Raw genomic sequence first — 19434 nt, forward strand, 5'->3', positions numbered from 1 at the left:
CCCCGCGCGGCACCCGGTCCGGCGGTAAGGAGTGAACCCCTCCACCACTGGTGACATTTTCGAATTCACTGCGTACGCTCCTGAATATGGATATGCACACTGTGGTGGTGGGGACGTCCGGCACGACCGCGTCCGACGTTCTGGCCGTGGCGCGCGGCGGCGCCCGGGTCGCGCTCTCCGCGGAAGCGGTCGCGGCCCTGACCGCGGCCCGCGGGATCGTGGACGCGCTGGCCGCCAAGCCGGAGCCCGTCTACGGCGTGAGCACCGGCTTCGGCGCCCTGGCGACCCGGCACATCAGCCCGGAGCTGCGCGCCCAGCTCCAGCGCAACATCGTCCGCTCGCACGCCGCAGGCCTCGGCCCGCGCGTCGAGCGCGAGGTCGTCCGCGCGCTCATGTTCCTGCGCCTGAAGACCGTCTGCTCCGGCCGCACCGGCGTCCGCCCCGAGGTCGCGCAGACCATGGCGGACCTGCTGAACGCCGGCATCACCCCGGTCGTGCACGAGTACGGGTCCCTCGGCTGCTCCGGCGACCTGGCCCCGCTCTCCCACTGCGCGCTGACCCTGATGGGCGAGGGCGAGGCCGAGGGACCGGACGGCACCGTCCGCCCCGCCGCCGCGCTGCTCGCCGAGCACGGCATCACCCCCGTCGAACTCCGCGAGAAGGAGGGCCTGGCCCTCCTCAACGGCACCGACGGCATGCTCGGCATGCTGGTCATGGCCCTCGCCGACCTCGACACCCTCTACAAGTCCGCCGACATCACCGCGGCCCTCTCCCTGGAGGCGCTGCTCGGCACCGACAAGGTCCTCGCCCCCGAACTGCACGCCATCCGGCCGCACCCCGGGCAGGCCGACTCCGCCGCCAACATGCTCGCCGTGCTCAAGGGCTCCGGCCTGACCGGCCATCACCAGGACGACGCCCCGCGCGTGCAGGACGCCTACTCGGTGCGCTGCGCCCCGCAGGTCGCCGGCGCCGGCCGGGACACCCTCGCGCACGCCCGCCTGGTCGCCGAGCGCGAGCTGGCCTCGGCCGTCGACAACCCCGTGGTGCTGCCCGACGGCCGGGTGGAGTCCAACGGCAACTTCCACGGCGCGCCCGTCGCCTATGTGCTGGACTTCCTCGCCATCGCCGTCGCCGACCTGGCCTCGATCGCCGAGCGCCGCACCGACCGGCTGCTGGACAAGAACCGCAGTCACGGCCTGCCGCCGTTCCTCGCGGACGACGCCGGTGTCGACTCCGGCCTGATGATCGCCCAGTACACGCAGGCTGCTCTGGTCAGCGAGCTGAAGCGGCTGGCGGTACCGGCGTCGGCCGACTCCATCCCGTCCTCGGCGATGCAGGAGGACCACGTCTCCATGGGCTGGTCGGCCGCGCGCAAGCTGCGTACCGCTGTGGGCAACCTCACCCGCGTCCTGGCCGTCGAGCTCTACGCCGCCTCCCGCGCGGTCGAGCTGCGTGAGGGCCTCACCCCGGCCCCGGCCACCCGCGCGGTCATCGACGCCGTGCGCGCGGCCGGTGTCGCCGGGCCCGGCCCCGACCGCTTCCTCGCGCCCGACCTGGCCGCGGCGGACGCGTTCGTCGCCGCGGGCTCCCTGGTCGCGGCCGCGGAGACGGTGACCGGTCCGCTGCGCTGACGCCCCCGGCCGGACAACGGAAGGGCCCCTCGAATTCGCCGCCGAGGACGGGGCCCTTCCGTTGTCCGGGCTGTCCGGGCTGTCCGGGCCGCCGGGTCCGGGCCGGGACCTACGTGAGCTTGCCGGCCTGGGCGTCGACGACCGGGGCGGACACGGTGTAGTCCTTGTCCGTCATCAGCGCGCCGATGTTCATGGTGAAGTACGACGCGAGGACGTTGCCGTGCCGCACCACTTGGGCGTGCACCACGCCGCTCTGGTCGTCATCGATGTCGGTGGTCACCGCGAAGGCGACCGCCTCGTCGCCGGTGGCGCCGACGGTCTTGTCCTCGGTGACCTTGGTCGCCTTCGTCGGCTCGCTGCCGTCGTCGACCTCGAAGCCGCCCGAGCAGTTCCCGACCGCGTCGGAGACGCTCCGGAACGCGTCCGCGGCGCCCTCACCGTCGTACGACGACAGCGCGACGATCGTCACGTCGGTGTTCATCGCCTCGTACATGGCCCCCGGACCCTCGGCCAGGTCCTCCAGGGACGGCGAGGCCGCGTCGCCGGGCTTCTTCTCCTGTGTGGCCATGACGTTCGTCTCGGCCGGTGCGTCGACGGGCGCGAGCCCGCTCATCACGTAGACGAGCGGCAGGCACTTCTCGTCGCTCTTGAGCTTGCCCTTCTCCGTGGTGCGGGTCTTCCCGACCGGAGCGACCTCGTAGCCGGCCACCTCGCCCTTGGCGATGATCAGCTTGTCCAGCTCGGCCTTGCCCGGGGCCTTCGCACGCGTGCCCTGTTCCGACGAACCGGAGCCGGCCGTGGAATCGGAATTGCCGCCGGAACTCTTGTTGTCGTCAGAGCCGTTGTCGGAGCAGCCCGTGAGCAGTGCCAGAGAAAGCGCACCGACGACGGCCGTGGCGCGCAGTCGCGCCCCCGTAGTCCTGTTCATGGACGAAACTATCGGCGGTAGGTCAAAGGCCGGTCAAACTTCGGTATTTAGAACCCAAGTCGCTCTCGACGTACCGAATACACGACGAAACCGGCACCGAGGGTCAGAAAGAGCGTGCCGCCGACGACGTACGGCGTGCTGTCGAAGCTTCCGGTGTCGGCGAGTTCGGTGCCGCCCGGCGAGGAGCCGTCGGCGCTCGCGGTGACGGCCCGGCCCTGCGTCGACGTCGCGGTCGTCGCGGTCGTCGCGGTGGTCGTCGTGGCCGTCGCCGGACGCCCTCTCGCCGCGGAGTCGCCCGACGCGTTCGCGGACGGGACGAACCACAGGGCGCCCAGCAGGGTGGCCGCGGCGGTGGCGGTCAGCAACGGACGGCGAGCGGATGACACGGAATATCGATCCCCTTGTGGCGCTGGCGAATTGGCCGTGTGGGGCGATGCTAGGGCCTGTCGGCCGGATCAGGCCAGCCGTGCGGGCCGGCGTGACGGCGCGGGTCGGGTGCCGCCCGGCGGCTCCACCCCGCGCGGCGTGGCCCCGTGCGCCGGTCGGGCGAATCCGCTCCGGTCCGTCGCGATCGGATGTGTTCACCCTGCATGGAGTGTGCGGGAAAGGCCCTTCCGGCGTCACCCGAATGTCACCGGAAATTGGCGGGAAAGTCATCGGCGAGGCGGGGGAAAGCAGGCGGAAGGCGGCAGGGAAGGCAGCAGAGAAGCCGCGGGGAAGTCGCAGGGAAGGCGGCAGAGAAGTCGCGGGGAAGGCGGAGGAGAACGGCGCGAGAGTCGCGGGGAGGTCGCGGGGAGGGCGGCAGAGAAGTCGCGGGGAAGGCGGAGGAGAACGGCGCGAGAGTCGCAGGGAGGTCGCGGCGGCGTGCGGATGGGCCGGGCGGGGAGCCGTACGCTCCCGTCATGAGTACTCCAGGGACATCACGTTTCGTACGGCTGCGCGTGGAACTCGTCCTCGAAGTGGACGACGTCGACGCCGTCACCGGCGCGGCACTGCACCGGGTCGCCGAGGAGGAGGGGATGCCGGAGGCGGAGCGCGCGCACGCCGAGGACTCCGTGCGCGAGGACACTTGGGCGACCTCCCGGGCGTCGAGCTCCGGCAGGCCTCCTGGAGCAGTGAGCTCATCGACTTCGACCCCGATACCCCCGGCTGGGATCTCGACGAGGACGATCCGGACGGGGATGAGGCCGGGGAGGACGGGGAAGAGGACGACGGGGGCACCGGGGACGAGGCAGGCGGCCGGGAGGACGAAGAGGGTACGGAAGCGAGCGACGCGGACGGCGGTCGCGGCAGGGGGGACGGCGCGGGTCACGGCGAGCGGCCGCCGCGCTGATCCGGACGTGGGCAAATCGTGACCCTGATCGTGACCCTGGACGGCAACCACCGTCCAGGGTTTCGTCGTCTCACGGGGCGGTCGGCCGACTGCCGCTGCCACCGGTCCTGCCGGGAAGTGGCACGCCCCACACATAAAGGACATGTGGAACGGGGCGGGACGGCCGTAGCGTTGAAGGTTGTGGCGGGGAACTCTCGGGGTTTCCGGGGATTCGGCAACGATGGAGAAGCGTGTGATGACGGACGGTAAGCGGCGCAGGGGCCTGATGGCCGCGTCCGCTCTGCTCGGCGGTGTGCTGGTGCTGTCGGCGTGCTCCGGCGGCGACGACGCCAAGGCCGCGGGCGGCGACGGGGGGAACGACACCTCGCAGGCCAAGGTCGACGAGGCGGCCGCGCAGAAGACCTCCGAGGCCCAGATCAAGATCACACCCGTGGACGGTTCCACCAACGCCTCCCTCAACAACTCCGCCGCCGTCACCGTGAGCAAGGGCACGCTCACCGACGTGGCGATGACGACCGCGGACGGCACGGCCGTCGCCGGTGAGATATCCGCCGACAAGACCAGCTGGAAGCCGAACGGCCAGCTCCAGCGCGCCACCACCTACAAGATCGCGGTCACCGCCGAGGACGCGGAGGGCCGCAAGGCCCACGAGAACGCCTCCTTCGCCACCGTGTCCCAGGCCAACAGCTTCCTCGGCTACTTCACGCCGGAGGACGGCTCCACCGTCGGCGTCGGCATGCCCGTCTCGATCAACTTCGACAAGGCCATCACCAACAAGGCCGACGTGCAGAAGGCCATCAGCGTCACCTCCAGCAGCGGTCAGGAGGTCGTCGGCCACTGGTTCAACGCCAACCGCCTCGACTTCCGCCCCGAGGACTACTGGGCGCAGAACTCCACCATCACGCTGAAGCTCGCGCTCGACGGCGTCGAGGGCGCCGACGGCGTCTACGGCGTCCAGCAGAAGACGGTCACCTTCAAGATCGGCCGCAACCAGGTGTCGTACGTCGACGCCAAGACCAAGCAGATGAAGGTCATGCGGAACGGCCAGGTCGTCAAGACCATCCCGATCTCCGCCGGTTCGCCCGAGAACAAGACGTACGAAGGCCAGATGGTGATCTCCGAGAAGTTCAAGGAGACCCGGATGAACGGCGCCACGGTCGGCTTCACCGACGACGACGGCAAGGGCGAGTACGACATCAAGGACGTGCCGCACGCCATGCGCCTGACCACGTCCGGCACCTTCATCCACGGCAACTACTGGGGCGCCGACTCGGTCTTCGGCAACGTCAACACCAGCCACGGCTGCGTCGGCCTGAACGACACCAAGGGCGCCGGCGACCCCAACACCGAGGCCGCGTGGTTCTACGACAACTCCATCGTCGGTGACGTGGTCGTCGTGCTGAACACCGGCGACAAGACCGTCTCGCCGGACAACGGCCTCAACGGCTGGAACATGGACTGGGCGCAGTGGAAGGCCGGCTCCGCCGTCTGACCCGCCGCTTCTCCCGGCACCGCCACCGATGCCGCCCCCTCCTCCCGGGGGCGGCATCGGTGTGTCCGCCCCCGGCCCACCCCCCGGCCCCCCCCGGCCCACCCCCCGGCCCGTCCTTGGGGCCGCCCTCCGGGCCGTCACTCCGGTGCCCGCAGGTGCCGCCCCGGCCGGATCCCCGGACCGGGCCCGTGGCAGGCCCGTGAGGGTGCTGCGGGCGCTGCGGGCCGGGTGCTTCTCATCGGTCTCTTATGCGGGCCTTATGGGCCCATCACGGTGCGCTCCTAGCCTGCGGCGCATGTTCTTCACCTACCTGAGGCGCGAACTGCGCCGCCGCAGAAAGGCGGCCCTCGTCGTCGCCTCCGGCCTGGCGCTGGGTATCGCGCTCGTCATCGTGGTCACCTCCGTGTCCTCGGGCATGGGCAAGGCGCAGGACAGGGTCCTCGAGTCGCTGTACGGGCTCGGAACCGACATGACGGTCACCAAGGCCGCCGCCGCGCAGAACGGAGAGGACGGCGGGCGCCCCCGCTTCCGCTTCGACGCCCGTGCGGAGGACTCCGGCGAGGAGCAGAGCAGCGACCGCGTCCGGGTCCAGGGCCTGACGACCCTCGCCTCGTCCACCGTGGGCCAGGTCGCCGGACAGGACGGCGTCGCCGACGCGGTCGGCGGGCTCAGCCTCCAGGTGGTCCGGGTCAGCGGCGAGTTCACGCGCGGCCAGTTCCAGCAGCGGCCGAACGGCGGCGGACAGGGCGGCGGCGCCGCCGGCCGGCCGCAGACCCCGCAGGGCGAGGTGGAGGGTGGCGGCGCCGACTTCGACGTCGACAACTACTCGGTCTACGGCACCGACGTCACCGAACCCGCCCTCGGCCCGCTGACCTCCTCCGAGATCACCAGCGGCCGTACCTTCGAGGCGTCCGAGACGAACGCCGAGGTCGCCGTCGTCGACTCCGCCTACGCCAAGGAGAAGGAGTACAAGGTCGGTTCGACGGTCACCGTCAAGGGCGTCGGGTTCGAGGTCATCGGCATCGCGACCGCCGACAGCGGGGACTCTGCGGCGAACCTCTACATCCCGCTCCAGCAGGCCCAGACCCTCGCCGACGCCGAGGACGAGGTCACCACGATCTACGTCCAGGCCACCGACTCGCAGCGGATCGACTCGGTCAAGTCGGCCATCCAGTCCCACATCCAGGGCACCACGGTGACCACCTCCGCGGACCTGGCCGACACCGTCTCCGGCTCCCTGTCCACCGCCTCCGACCTGGCCACCAGGGTCGGCACGTGGCTGTCCGCCGCGGTCCTCGCGGCGGCGTTCCTCGTCGCCGGACTGCTCACCTCCTCGGCCGTCTCCCGCCGCGTGCGGGAGTTCGGCACCCTGAAGGCCCTCGGCTGGCGCTCCGGCCGTGTCACCCGCCAGGTCGTCGGCGAGGCCGTCGTCAACGGCCTGGTGGGCGGGGCGCTGGGCATCGCCCTGGGCCTGGCCGGCGCATACGCGGTCACGGCGGTGAGCCCGACCCTGGAGGCCGACCTCGGCGCCGGTGGCGGCCAGGGCCCCGGCGGCGGTGGCGGGTTCGGCGGCCTGCGCGGCGGCCCGCAGGCGGCGGGCCGCACGCTGGAGGTGGCCCTCACGGCCCCGGTCAGCGTCACCACCATCGCCCTCGCGGTCGGTCTCGCGGTGACGGGCGGCCTCGTCGCGGGCGCCTTCGGCGGCTGGCGGGCCTCGCGGCTCCGCCCGGCGGACGCACTGCGCCGCGTCGAGTAGGCCCCCGGCGGGCGGGCCCCCGGCGCAGCCTCCCCGGCCGCGTACCGCCGACGGGCCGGGACGTCCCCGCCCCGGCCGCCCGACCACCGCCCCAACCGGCCCCGGAGGAGCGGCGGTCACACCGGCCGACCCCGCGACGCCCCCGCGACGACCGTCCGTACGGCCGCCCGCAGCGGCGCCGCCCGCCCCCTCCGCACCACCGGCCATCCCCTCCGCACCACCGGCCGTCCGCTCCGCACCACCGGCCGTCCGCTCCGCACCACCGGCCGTCCGCTCCGCACCACCGGCCGTCCGCTCCGACCTCCCCGCAGACAAGGAACACCATGTACGACCTCACAGCGGTGACGAAGCACTACACACGAGGCAAGGAGACCGTCCGGGCCCTCGACGGCGTGGACCTGACCATCAAGGACGGCGACCGCCTCGTCATCCAGGGCCCCACCGGCGGCGGCAAGTCCACCCTCCTCCAGATGCTCGGCGGCCTCGACCGTCCCACCTCCGGCCAGGTCCTCCTCGACGGCACCGACCTCGCCGTACTCCCCGAGGCCCGGCTGACCCGGGTGCGCAGCGAGAGCATCGGCTTCGTCTTCCAGAGCTTCAACCTCATCCCCACCCTGACCGCCCAGGAGAACGTCGAGACCGCCCTGGTCCCCCTCGGCGTCAGGGCGAGGCAGCGCCGCGAACGGGCCGCGGAGGCCCTGGAGTCCGTCGGGCTCGGTGAGCGCCTCGGGCACCTGCCCGGCGAGATGTCCGGCGGTCAGCAGCAGCGCGTCGCGATCGCCCGCGCGCTCGTGAAGCGGCCCAAGGTGCTGCTCGCCGACGAACCCACCGGCAACCTCGACGAGTCGATGCGCGACGAGATCATGGAGGTCCTGGAGCGCATGTGGCGGGAGCACGGCCTGACCTTCGTGATGGTCACGCACGACTCCGCCATCGCCCGTCGCGCCCCGCGGCTCGCGACCATCCGCAAGGGCGCCATCACCGTCACCGAACGAGCCGTCACCGAACGAGCCGTCACCGAACGAGCCGTCACCGGAGGCGCCGTCAGCGGACGAGCCGTCACCGGAGGCTCCGTCACCGAGGACGGCACCACCGCAAGGGCCGTGTCCGATCCCCTCACCGAACCTCACGTGTCCGGAAATCACCCCTGACACCCCTGTTTATGACGGAGTCGTGACAGACCTCGTATTGAGCCGGACGATCACCGCCCGGCATACTGCGTGCTCCGGGGGGATGGCGTACACGTGTGCCAGACGACCCCCGGCCGGGTGAAGGGGAATTCGCCCGGTATCCGATCTCCCAGGGGGAGTCTTGCGCAGACAAGTGAAGAAGGTCGGAGCGGCCACCGTCGCAGGTGCCGCCGCCGTCGCGCTCGCCGCGGGCCTGACCAGCCCGGCGGCGGCCGGCACCACCGCTTCGCCGCAGCACCGCGCTGCCGCGGCGAAGCTGACGCCCCATCACCGGATCACCCTGATCACCGGTGACCGTGTGACCGTGGACGCCGGGGGCCACGTCATCGGCCTCCAGCGCGCCGAGGGCCGCGAGGACATACCCGTCGCCGTCCGCAACGTCCAGGGCCACACCCTGGTGATCCCGGCGGACGCGGCCCGGCTGGTCGCCACCGGCAAGCTCGACCAGCGGCTGTTCGACATCACCGAGTTGAACAAGCCGGCCACCCGCGCGTCCCAGCGGCACGGCCTGAAGGTCATCGTCGGCTACCGGGGCGCCGCGAGGGCGGCCAAGCAGGAGGTCCGCGACGCGGGCACCCTGCGCCGCAGCCTCGGCACTCTCAACGCGGACGCGGTGCAGACGCCGGAGGCCGACGCGCCCGAGCTGTGGGACGCGGTCACCGACGGCGACCGGACCGCGGCCGGTGTCGCACACGTCTGGCTCGACGGGGTCCGCCGCGTCACCCTCGACAAGTCGACCGCGCAGATCGGCGCCCCCAAGGCGTGGGCGGCCGGATACACGGGCAAGGGCGTTAAGATCGCCGTCCTGGACACCGGTGTGGACGCCACCCACCCGGACCTGAAGTCCCAGGTGATCGCGTCCAAGAACTTCACGTCGGCCGCGACCGCCACCGACAGGTTCGGCCACGGCACCCACGTCGCCTCCATCGCGGCCGGGACCGGCGCCAAGTCCCGCGGCACGTACAAGGGCGTGGCGCCGGGCGCGAAGATCCTCAACGGCAAGGTCCTCGACGACGAGGGCTCCGGTGACGACTCCGGCATCCTCGCCGGCATGGAGTGGGCGGCCGCACAGGGCGCCGACGTCGTCAACCTCAGCCTCGGCGGCCCGGACGGCCCCGGCGTCGACCCGCTGGAGGCCGCCGTCGACAAGCTGTCGGCGGAGAAGGGCATGCTGTTCGCGATCGCGGCCGGCAACTCCGGTCCGGAGACCGTCGGCTCGCCGGGCAGCGCGGACGCCGCGCTCACCGTCGGCGCCGTCGACGACCGCGACCGGCTCGCCCCCTTCTCCTCCACCGGCCCGCGCGTCGGCGACGGCGCCATCAAGCCGGACGTCACCGCACCGGGCGTGGACATCACCGCCGCGTCCGCCAAGGGCAGCGTCATCGCCCAGGAGACCGGCGAGAAGCCGGCCGGCTATGTCACCATCTCCGGCACGTCGATGGCGACCCCGCACGTGGCGGGCGCCGCCGCGATCCTCAAGCAGCAGCACCCCGAGTGGACCTACGCCGAACTCAAGGGCGTACTGACGGCCTCCACCAAGGGCGGCAAGTACACCGCGTTCGAGCAGGGTGCGGGCCGCGTCCAGATCGACAGGGCCCTGAAGCAGTCGGTGATCGCCGAGCCGGTGTCGGTCGGCTTCGGCACCCAGCAGTGGCCGCACACGGACGACACCCCGGTCACCAAGAACCTCACGTACCGCAACCTCGGCACCCGGGACGTGACGCTGAACCTCAAGGTCAGCGCCACCAACCCGAAGGGCGCCACCGCCCCGGCCGGCTTCTTCGCACTGGCGGCCGACCGCGTGACCGTCCCGGCGGGCGGCACGGCCTCCGTCGGCGTCACCGTCAACACCCGGCTCGGCGGCACCGTCGACGGCGCGTACTCCGCGTACGTGACCGCGACCGGCGGCGGGCAGTCCGTCCGTACCGCCGCGGCGGTCAACCGCGAGGTCGAGTCCTACGACGTCAGGATCCGGCACGTCGGCAAGGACGGCAGCCCGACGGGCAAGTACGTCACCGCCCTGCTCGGCTACGGCGGCCTGGCCTCGGGCCGCTACCTCGACGTCCCGCAGGCCGAGTCCGGTGTCACCACGGTGCGCGTGCCGCGCGGCACCTACGGCATGGACGCCTGGATCACCGAGGACCTCGAGAACTTCAAGGGCGGCATCGACTGGCTGGTCCAGCCGAAGCTCGTCGTCACCCGCGACCTCACGCTGACGGTCGACGCCCGCAGGGCCAAGGCCGCCGACATCACCGTGCCGGACCGGGCCGCCAAGCCGCGGCTGGCGTCCGTCTCCTACTCCTACGACGCCGGCGGCTTCGGCATCGGCTTCGTCGCACCGTCCTTCGGCGACATGCGCATCGCGCACATGGGACCGTCGGTCACCGGTCTGGCCCAGACCTGGTTCGGCCAGTGGACCAAGGGCCGGGGCACCGAGTGGGACGTGGCACTGACCTCCAAGGTCAGCAAGGTCGTCGGGGCCCGGACCAAGCACTTCACCTCCGGTGAACTCGCCACGGTGAAGAGCACCCTCGCGGCGGCCACCCCCGGCAAGACCGGAGCGGTCTCCCTCTACGGTGTCTTCCCGGAGGCCTTCGTCGGCGGCATGCCGGTGGAGCAGAAGCTGCCCGGCACCCGCACGGCGTACGTGTCCACGGCCGGCGGCATCATGTGGGGCGTGGACTTCGAGCAGTACGGCGGCCGCGACCCCGACGGCTTCCCGGTCGCCGACGCCTACTACACGCTCGACCGCCTGCAGACCTACCGGCCGGGCAGGAAGTACGCCACCACCTTCAACAAGCCGGTCTTCGGCCCGAAGCTGTCGTCCGAGTACGGCCTGTACCGCGCGGGCAACCGGATCGGCGGCATGCTGCCGCTGTTCGCCGACTCCGCGGGCCACACCGGGTTCACGGCCTTCACCTCGGCCACCACCAGCCTGTACCGCAACGGCCACAAGGTCGGCTCGCACCACGACCCGCTGCTGGGCGAGAAGGAGTTCACGGTCACGCCCGGCGACGCCGAGTACCGTCTGACCACCTCGGTCAGGCGCAGCTCCAAGGTCGCCGCCGCCTCCACGCGGATCGACGCCAGCTGGACCTTCCGCTCCAAGAAGTCCGCCAAGGACATGGTGTCCCTGCCCGCCTCCAGCGTCCGCTTCGGTGCCAGGACCGGCTCCGACGGCCGGGTCAAGGCCGGCGTCAAGCAGACCGTCCCGGTCTCCGTCCAGGGTGCCGCCCGCGGTTCGAACCTGAAGTCGCTCGCGGTGTACGTGTCGTACGACTACGGCAAGACCTGGAAGAAGGTCACCGTCACCAAGGGCAGGATCACGGTGAAGAACCCGGCCAGGAACAAGGCCGTCTCGTTCCGCGCCCGGATCACCGACAAGAAGAACAACAAGTCGACGGTGTCGATCTACAACGCCTACTACGGCAAGTGAGCAGCGCACCGCGGCGAGTGAGCCGCACGCGGCCGCGGCCCTGATCCTCCGGACCGCCCACCGCTGAGCGAACGGCCCGGCCGAAGCACCCGCTTCCGCCGGGCCGTTCGTGCGCGTGCGGGGGCGAGGCGCGCGCGAGTGGAGGATCCGGGCCGTCCGGGCCGCATTCGGGCCCGGTGGGACCGGGGGCCGGACCCGGGCCCGGTGGGACCGGGGCCGGTACGGCGCCCCGCCCCTCAGCCCCGCCGGGTCGGGCTGTCCTGCCCCGCCCGGGTCGCGTCCGCGCCCCAGCTGGCCAGCAGGCGCAGGGCCTCCGCGGACGGCGTGCCCGGCTCGGCGTGGTAGGTGACCAGCGCCTGCTCGCTGCCGTCGGACAGCCGGAACGACTCGAAGCGCAGCGACAGCTCTCCCGCCAGCGGATGCCGCAGCTCCTTCACGCCGTGGCTCTTCTCCTTGACGTCGTGGGTGGCCCACAGCCGCCGGAAGTCCTCGCTCTTCACGGACAACTCACCCACCAGTGCCGCCAGCCGCGCATCGTCCGGATAGCACCCGGCGTGCATCCGCAGCAGACAGACGATGTCGATCGCCTTCTGCTCCCAGTCCACGAACAGCTCGCGGTACTCCGGCCGCAGGAACACCATCCGCGCCCAGTTCCGCTCCGCCGGCGGCATCGCGGCCCAGTCCCCGAACACGGCCGCCGCCATCCGGTTCCACACCAGCACGTCCGAGCGCCGCCCCACCACATAGGCCGGCACCGCGTCCATCGCGTCCAGCAGCTGCGTCAGCGACGGCCGCACCTGCTCGCTGCGCGCCACGGCCTTCTTCTTGAGCTGCCTCGGCCTGGCCAGGTGCGTCAGATGCGCGTGCTCGGCGTCGGTGAGCCGCAGCGCGCGGGCGATCGCGTCCAGGACCTCCGCGGACACGTTCCGCCCGTTGCCCTGCTCCAGCCGCGTGTAGTACGCCACCGACACCCCGGCGAGCTGGGCCAGCTCCTCGCGCCGCAGCCCCGGCACCCGGCGGTGCCGGCCGAACTCGGGCAGGCCCACGTCCTGCGGCTTCAGCCGGGCCCGCCGCGTACGCAGGAACGTGCTGAGCTCGGCCCTGCGGTCCAGAGCCGCGCCGGAGTCGTGCTGTGCGTCCATGCGTCCAGTATTCCCGGACGTACGCGCAGGAGCCTGACCTTGCCGGTGGTAGGAACGCCGGACGTAGGCAGAGCCGTGGTCTGGGTGGATCCGGCCGTGGGCGGCAGGCTGGGGTGCGTGCCCGGCCGGATGGCCGCCGGGCGCGGACCACTCTGCGAGGAGAATCCCCCGCCATGACCACTGTTGCCGCGTACGCCGCTCCCGCCGCCAAGGCGCCCCTGGAGCGCACCACCGTCGAGCGCCGCCCGGTCGGCGAGCACGACGTCCTGATCGACATCAAGTACGCCGGAATCTGCCACTCGGACATTCACCAGGTCCGCGAGGGCTGGGGTCAGGCGATCTTCCCCATGGTTCCCGGCCACGAGATCGCCGGCGTCGTCTCCGCCGTCGGCTCCGCGGTGACCCGGTTCGCCGTCGGCGACCGCGTCGGCGTGGGCTGCATGGTCGACTCCTGCCGCGTCTGCGACAACTGCAGGGCCGGTGAGGAGCAGTTCTGCACCGGCGGCGCCGTGATGACGTACAACGGCCTCGACAAGAACGGCGAGCCCACCTACGGCGGCTACTCCGAGAAGATCGTCGTCGACGAGAACTACGTCGTACGGATCCCGGACGGCCTGGGCCTCGACCAGGCCGCGCCGCTGCTGTGCGCGGGCATCACGCTGTACTCCCCGCTCCGGCGCTGGGGCGCCGGGCCCGGCAAGAAGGTCGCCGTCCTCGGCATGGGCGGCCTCGGCCACATGGGCGTCAAGATCGCGCACGCGCTGGGCGCCGAGGTGACCGTGCTGTCGCAGTCCCTGCGCAAGAAGGAGGACGGCCTGAAGCTGGGCGCCGACCACTACCGCGCCACCAGCGACCCGGAGACCTTCCGGGAACTCGCCGGCAGCCTCGACCTGATCGTCTCCACGGTCTCCGCGCCGCTGGACTTCAACGCCTACCTCGGCCTGCTCAGGACCGGCGGCGCACTGGTCAACGTCGGAGCCCCGGAGGAGCCGGTCTCCCTCAACCTCTTCTCGCTGATCGGCAACCGGAAGACCCTCGCCGGCTCCATGATCGGCGGCATCGCCGAGACCCAGGAGATGCTGGACTTCTGCGCCGAGCACGGCTTCGGCGCCGAGATCGAGGTGATCCGCGCGGACGAGGTCAACGACGCCTACGAACGCGTCGTGAACAGCGACGTCCGCTACCGCTTCGTGATCGACACCTCGACCATCTGAGTCCGTCTGAGTCCGTCTGAGTCCGTCGGAGTCCGTCGGAGTCCGTCGGAGTCCGTGTGAGTCCGACGGAGGCCGTCCGAGAGCGCCCGACATCAGTCGAGGACCGTCGGAGACGGTCCGCCTTGCGTCCGAGACGCCCGAGTCCCGTCGGAGTCCGTCGGAGTCCGTCGGAGTCCGTCCGGAGACCGTCTGACGACCGTCCAAGCGGCGTCGGGGCACGCCCTCGGGGCGCGGGGCGCCCGGCCCGCCGGCCGGGCGCACCGCGCCGCCGTGCTTCGGCGGACCTGCGCCGCCGTGCTTCGGCGGATCCGGTCCGTGCCCGGGCGGTGCAGCCGCCGGGGTCCGCGCTCGGCGCAGGCCCCGCGCCCGGTGCGGACCGGGTCCGCGGACCGGGGTGCCGGAGGGCCGGGGCGGCCCGGAGCGGTGACCGGGACGGTCCACCGGCTCGCGGCCCCCCGGGTCACCGCACCTGGGCGGGTGGCGAAGGCAGCGTCGTCCGCCCGGAGGGCGGGGCCCGCGGCGTCCGATGCCGGGGGCACCTCCCACGCCGGGGCAGTGGGGGAGCATCGCAGGGCGGAGGGCCGTCCGTGGACCGGGCGTACGCGGACGGGATGACCCCGACGACGCGGCGGGGTACTCGCGCCGCACGCCGCGGGGCAGGCGGGACCTTCGCGACACGCCCTAGCGTGGAAGGGAGCAGCCCGCCGGGACCGACGGTGCACGCCGCGGCTGAGGCGGAGGGCGCGAACCGACACGGAGGCAGGCCTGATGACCGTCCAGCTGAACCACACCATCGTCGCCGCGCACGACAAGGAGGCCTCGGCCCGCTTCCTGGCCGACCTCCTCGGCCTGGAGGTGAGCCCGCGCTACGGGCCGTTCATCCCCGTCGAGATCCCCAACGGCGTCACCCTCGACTACATGGACGTCTCCGGCGCCATCACCCCGCAGCACTACGCCTTCCTGGTCTCCGAGGCCGACTTCGACACGATCTTCGCCCGGGTCCGCGCGGCCGGTCTGACCTACTGGGCCGACCCGCACCACTCCCGCCCCGGCGAGATCAACCACAACGACGGCGGCCGGGGCACGTACTTCGACGACCCCAGCGGCCACAACCTGGAGATCCTCACCCGCCCCTACGGCAGCGGGGCCTGAGCGGGGCAGACCCGCCCCGTGGGGTGACGCCCGCGCAGGCACCCGCGCCGCGCGGTGGCACGCCCGAGGAGACACGCGCCGCGGGGAGGCGCCCGGCGGCGGACGGAGTGGATACCCTCACAACGCCGCTTTCCCGGCATTCAGTGATGTCCCGGCATGCACGGAGGTTTCCCGGCCTTCAGGGGCGAGCCGTTCCACGGCCGCCCGACGGCCGGGTCGCGACCAGGGCGCAGCACAGGGGAGAACGCCATGCACGTCGGTCCGCCGCACCGGAACTCCCGCCGAGGCCGGGCCCCGGCGGACGGCGCGCCCGGCCACTCCTCCCGTCAGCCCCGGCTGCGGCTGACGCTGATCGCCTCCTCGCTGTGCATCTTCGTCGTGCAGCTGGACTTCCTGGCGCTCAACCTCGCGCTGCCCCGGATGGCGTCGGACCTGCACACCACCACCACCGACCTTCAGTGGGTGATCAGCGGCTACATGCTGGCGCTGGCGGCGGTCCTCATCCCGGGCGGCAGGCTCGGCGACATCTTCGGCCGGCGGCGGATGCTGATCGCAGGTCTCGTCGTCTTCGCCCTGTGCTCGCTGGGCGCGGGCCTGGCCTCCGAGCCGGTCCCCGTCATCGTGCTCCGCATCGCCCAGGGCGTCGGCGCGGGCGTGCTCTTCCCCCTGGCCGTCGCCGTGATCACCGACGCCTACCCGCCGGAGCAGACGATGCGGGCCATCGGCAACGCGTACGGCATCGGCGCCCTGGCCCTGGCGCTCGGGCCGGTGTTCGGCGGAGGGGTCACGGAGCTGCTGAGCTGGCGTGTGGTGCTCCTCGTCAACGTCCCCACCTGTATCGCGGCCGTCGTCATGGTGGTCCTCGGGGTGCGCGAGTCGCGCGACACCACGGTGCCGCACTCCCTCGACGTACCGGGGCTGGCCCTGGTGACGGCCGGTATCGCCACCGTGACGCTGACGGTGGACCGTCAGCAGGCGTGGCCGCCCGCGGTCGTCGCGGGGGTCGCGGTGGCGGGGGTGCTGCTGCTGGTGGGGTTCGTGTTCCGGGAACGGGTGGCGCGCTGGCCGCTGGTCGCGCTCGACCTGTTCCGCAACCGGCCCTTCGTGATCATCACACTGATGTCGACCGTGGCGAACATCGGCTTCGTCGTGGCCATGTACGGCATCACGATCTACCTGCAGGAGGTGACCGACCGCTCGCCGCTGGACTCCGGGCTGATCTTCCTGGCCGCCTCCGTCGCCGCGGGTGTCGCCGCGCCGCTGTCGGGCCGGCTCGGTGAGCGCTTCGACGTCCCGCGCATGATGGGTGTCGTGACCCTGGTCGGCGCGGTGGGCCTGTTCGTCGTCTCGTCCGGCAGCGCCCTCTGGTCCTACCTGCCCGGCCTCGCGCTGACCGGGTTCGGGTACGGGATGGGCTGGACGCTGGGCAGCAGCGGCACCCAGGCGGTCGTACCGGCCCAGCGGGTGGGCCAGGCCTCCGGGGTGGAACTCGCCATCGTGATCGGCGTGGCGGGCGTCTGCGTGGCCGCCACGGCGACGGTCATCGAGGTCCGCACCTCCCATGTCGGCCTCTCCGCCGCGATCGACGGCGTACTGCGCTGGGCGGCGGTCGGCAGCGCGGTGGCCGCAGTCCTCCTCACCGCCCTCGCCGCCCGCGTGATGCCCCCCGGTTCACCGAAGCCCTCCTCCTGACCCGCGCCGGACAGACCTTGAGTAGTGCGGCGCCCCCTCCGCCGGTCCGGCGAGCCGTCCGGCACAGTCCCGCCGGGCCGGGGCGCGCGGGGACCGGCGCGTGGCCGGCGCGGCTCCCCGGCCGGCACCGCGGTGGGTCCCTGGGGCCGGGGCGGCGCGCCGAGCACGGGCCTGCGGGGCTCCGCGCTCTCCCCCGGGGCGCGCGGGGAACGGCACGCTCGGCCGGCACGGCCCTGCGGCCGGCAGGAGACGCGGCCGGCAGGAGACGCGGCCGGCAGGAGACGCGGCCGGTCCCCGACACAGCCCCGCCCCCTCCGGCTCCAGTGGATCGCTCAGCAGAAGCCGTTGAGCCGCCACCACTCACCGTCGACCCGCACCCCGCTCGCCACGCGCCCGTTGCCCAGCCCCTGGTAGGTGACCAGCCACCCGGGATGTCCGACGAACCCGTCGATCGCGTACTTCCTGTTCGTCACGGTGACGAGGTCCGGCCGCCCGTCGCCGGAGAAGTCGCCCACGGCGAAGACGCTCTGCCGCGCGTTCCACCCGCCCGACCCGATCAGCACCCGGGCCCCGAGCCGCCCGGTGACGGTGCCGGGGTAGAACCACAGCCTGCCCGTGGCCGCCTCGCGCGCGTACAGGTCGGGCCGCCCGTCGCCGTTCGCGTCACCGATGCCGACGAGCGCGTTCATCGCGTTCCATCCCCGGGAGCCCATCAGCCTGCGGGCGGCCAGCTTCCCGGTGGAGGTGCCCGGGTACAGCCACAGCTTGCCGGTGGACTTCTCGACCGCGACCAGGTCGGAGCGCCCGTCGCGGGTGAGGTCGCCGTAGGCGGTGATCAGGCGCATGCCGTTCCATCCGCTGGCGCCCATGAGGCGGCGGGAGCCCAGCGAGCCGGTGCCGGTGCCGGGGTAGAGCCAGAGCTTTCCGGTGGCGGCCTCCCGCGCGATGAGGTCCTCCCGGCCGTCGCCGCTGAAGTCGCCGTGCCGGGTGAGGGCGCTCATGCTGTTCCAGCCGCCCGCGCCGATGAGCCGCCCGGTGCCGTCGCCCGGGGTGAACCAGAGCCGGCCGGCCTCATCGCGGGTGATCACGTCCGCGGCGCGGTCGCCGTTCATGTCGCCGAAGCCGAGGTTCTCCGGTGAGGGAGAGGAGTACCAGCGCGGATAGGCGGGGCCGGCGCACTCCCGTTCGGTGCGGACGAACTTGATCGAGCTGATGGTCGCGACCGGGTCCGAGGTGTACTCGCCGGGGTCGTTCGGCTCCAGCGGCGCGTAACCACCCCACGGCACGTACTTCTTGTCGTCGTAGAGGCAGGCGATCAGCTTCGTACGGTTGACGTAGGAGCGGACCTTGTTGTCCCAGCTGCCCAGGTCGGCGACGCTCTTGGTGGTCTTCCACAGCGTGCCCCTGGTGCTCTCGCCGCTCCAGCCGCAGAAGTAGCCCGCCGGGCAGTCGTACGAGTCGGCGGCCGCCGGGGCCGCGGTGGCGGCGCCGAGCCCGGTGCCGGCGAGCGCGAGGCCGACGAGCGTGGCCATCCCCCTGGTGAGACGGTTCTTCATCTGCTGGGTTCCCCTCCCGATCATGTGAAGCGGAACCTTATCCCGTCGGCATCCCGTCGGCATCCCGTCGGCATTCCCGTCGGCATTCCGGTCGGCGTTCCGTGGGCATTCCGTCGGCATCCCGTAGGTCCGTCGGCATCCCGTAGGCATCCCGTCGGCCGTCCGCACCGGACCGGCGGGGCGATCCCCCGGGGAGGCGGGGAGGGGCCCGGAATCGCCGGGAACCCCCGCGCGTTGAGGAGGGTGGGCATCGGTTGCCGGTGATGTGCGAGCCGAACAGCCCTGGTGCCGCGGCACCAGCGACCGAACCGACGAGTGATGGAGGGGCCGAGATGGCTGCGCAGACGCAGAGGGCCGTGCTGGCCGGCGGATGCTTCTGGGGCATGGAGGAGCTGATCCGCCGGCTGCCGGGCGTGACGGCGACCCGGGTCGGATACACGGGAGGTGACGTGCCGAACGCGACGTACCGCAACCACGGCACGCACGCGGAGGCCATCGAGATCCTCTTCGACCCGGAGCAGACCGACTACCGCACGCTCCTGGAGTTCTTCTTCCAGATCCACGACCCGAGCACCAGGAACCGCCAGGGCAACGACATCGGCCTCAGCTACCGCTCGGCGATCTACTACGTGGACGACGAACAGAAGCGGATCGCCGAGGACACCATCGCCGACGTGGACGCCTCCGGACTGTGGCCCGGCAAGGTCGTCACCGAGGTGGAGCCGGTCGGGCCCTTCTGGGAGGCCGAGCCCGAGCACCAGGACTACCTCCAGCGCTACCCGGACGGCTACACCTGCCACTTCCCCCGCCCCGGATGGCGGCTCCCCGCGCGCACGGAGGGCTGACCGCCACCGGCCGCGTCCTGCCGCGCACCTGACCGGGCCCCGTGCCGCGGCCCCGTTCGCCGGGGCC

General features: G+C 72.4%; 14 protein-coding genes and 1 pseudogene. 10 read left to right on the forward strand and 5 right to left on the reverse strand.

The features are described from left to right. Positions 1-92: 92 nt before the first annotated feature. On the forward strand, positions 93-1631 hold the full coding sequence (gene hutH, locus AC5K6T_RS02015) for a histidine ammonia-lyase (protein ID WP_493207287.1): 1539 nt from the start codon (positions 93-95) through the stop codon (positions 1629-1631). A 109-nt stretch (positions 1632-1740) separates the two neighbouring features. On the opposite strand, the gene AC5K6T_RS02020 is transcribed toward hutH, so the two are convergent. The 3 genes from AC5K6T_RS02020 to AC5K6T_RS02030 all read right to left on the reverse strand — a co-directional run bounded on the left by AC5K6T_RS02020 (position 1741) and on the right by AC5K6T_RS02030 (position 3602). Beyond that, positions 1741-2559: a hypothetical protein gene (locus AC5K6T_RS02020; protein ID WP_493205052.1), complete on the reverse strand. Its 819-nt coding sequence runs from the start codon at positions 2557-2559 to the stop codon at positions 1741-1743. Positions 2560-2606: 47 nt separating this feature from the next. Continuing rightward, positions 2607-2924 carry a hypothetical protein gene (locus AC5K6T_RS02025; protein ID WP_493205053.1) on the reverse strand — a complete coding sequence of 106 codons (318 nt, stop codon included), beginning with the start codon at positions 2922-2924 and terminating at the stop codon, positions 2607-2609. 555 nt (positions 2925-3479) lie between these two features. Further along, entirely contained in the window at positions 3480-3602 is a 123-nt protein-coding gene (locus AC5K6T_RS02030) for a hypothetical protein (protein WP_493205054.1), read from the reverse strand. A gap of 26 nt (positions 3603-3628) precedes the next feature. Here AC5K6T_RS02030 and AC5K6T_RS02035 point away from each other — a divergent pair, with 26 nt between their 5' ends. The 5 genes and pseudogenes from AC5K6T_RS02035 (at position 3629) to AC5K6T_RS02055 (ending at position 11766) form a co-directional block, all read left to right on the forward strand. Further along, positions 3629-3892, forward strand: coding sequence for a hypothetical protein (locus AC5K6T_RS02035; protein ID WP_493205055.1), 264 nt, complete (start codon positions 3629-3631; stop codon positions 3890-3892). Between the two features lie 220 nt (positions 3893-4112). Next, complete coding sequence (locus AC5K6T_RS02040; RefSeq protein WP_493205056.1) at positions 4113-5384, forward strand: L,D-transpeptidase; 1272 nt, start codon at positions 4113-4115, stop codon at positions 5382-5384. Between the two features lie 295 nt (positions 5385-5679). Further along, positions 5680-7140, forward strand: a complete 1461-nt coding sequence (locus tag AC5K6T_RS02045) for an ABC transporter permease (protein WP_493205057.1) — start codon at positions 5680-5682, stop codon at positions 7138-7140. Between the two features lie 323 nt (positions 7141-7463). Then, positions 7464-8138 (forward strand): annotated as a pseudogene (locus AC5K6T_RS02050) (ABC transporter ATP-binding protein); the annotation flags it as partial. 313 nt (positions 8139-8451) lie between these two features. Then, positions 8452-11766 carry a S8 family peptidase gene (locus AC5K6T_RS02055; protein WP_493205058.1) on the forward strand — a complete coding sequence of 1105 codons (3315 nt, stop codon included), beginning with the start codon at positions 8452-8454 and terminating at the stop codon, positions 11764-11766. A gap of 236 nt (positions 11767-12002) precedes the next feature. Here AC5K6T_RS02055 and AC5K6T_RS02060 read toward each other — a convergent pair whose 3' ends face one another. Next, positions 12003-12908 carry a helix-turn-helix domain-containing protein gene (locus AC5K6T_RS02060; RefSeq protein WP_493205059.1) on the reverse strand — a complete coding sequence of 302 codons (906 nt, stop codon included), beginning with the start codon at positions 12906-12908 and terminating at the stop codon, positions 12003-12005. Between the two features lie 173 nt (positions 12909-13081). Between AC5K6T_RS02060 and AC5K6T_RS02065 the strand changes: the two genes are divergently transcribed. From AC5K6T_RS02065 to AC5K6T_RS02075, 3 genes are all read left to right on the forward strand, one after another. After that, positions 13082-14122 carry an NAD(P)-dependent alcohol dehydrogenase gene (locus tag AC5K6T_RS02065; protein WP_493205060.1) on the forward strand — a complete coding sequence of 347 codons (1041 nt, stop codon included), beginning with the start codon at positions 13082-13084 and terminating at the stop codon, positions 14120-14122. 768 nt (positions 14123-14890) lie between these two features. Beyond that, entirely contained in the window at positions 14891-15274 is a 384-nt protein-coding gene (locus AC5K6T_RS02070; protein WP_493205062.1) for a VOC family protein, read from the forward strand. Between the two features lie 249 nt (positions 15275-15523). Beyond that, complete coding sequence (locus AC5K6T_RS02075) at positions 15524-16966, forward strand: MFS transporter (protein WP_493205063.1); 1443 nt, start codon at positions 15524-15526, stop codon at positions 16964-16966. Positions 16967-17298: 332 nt separating this feature from the next. On the opposite strand, the gene AC5K6T_RS02080 is transcribed toward AC5K6T_RS02075, so the two are convergent. Then, entirely contained in the window at positions 17299-18522 is a 1224-nt protein-coding gene (locus AC5K6T_RS02080) for an FG-GAP-like repeat-containing protein (RefSeq protein WP_493207288.1), read from the reverse strand. A 332-nt stretch (positions 18523-18854) separates the two neighbouring features. On the opposite strand from AC5K6T_RS02080, the gene msrA reads away from it, so the two are divergent. Continuing rightward, the gene (msrA, locus tag AC5K6T_RS02085; protein ID WP_493205065.1) at positions 18855-19367 is read left to right on the forward strand and encodes a peptide-methionine (S)-S-oxide reductase MsrA; all 513 of its coding nucleotides are present in this window, start codon (positions 18855-18857) and stop codon (positions 19365-19367) included. The last annotated feature ends 67 nt before the right edge of the window (positions 19368-19434 follow it).

Source organism: Streptomyces sp. B8-7 (genome assembly GCF_058833805.1).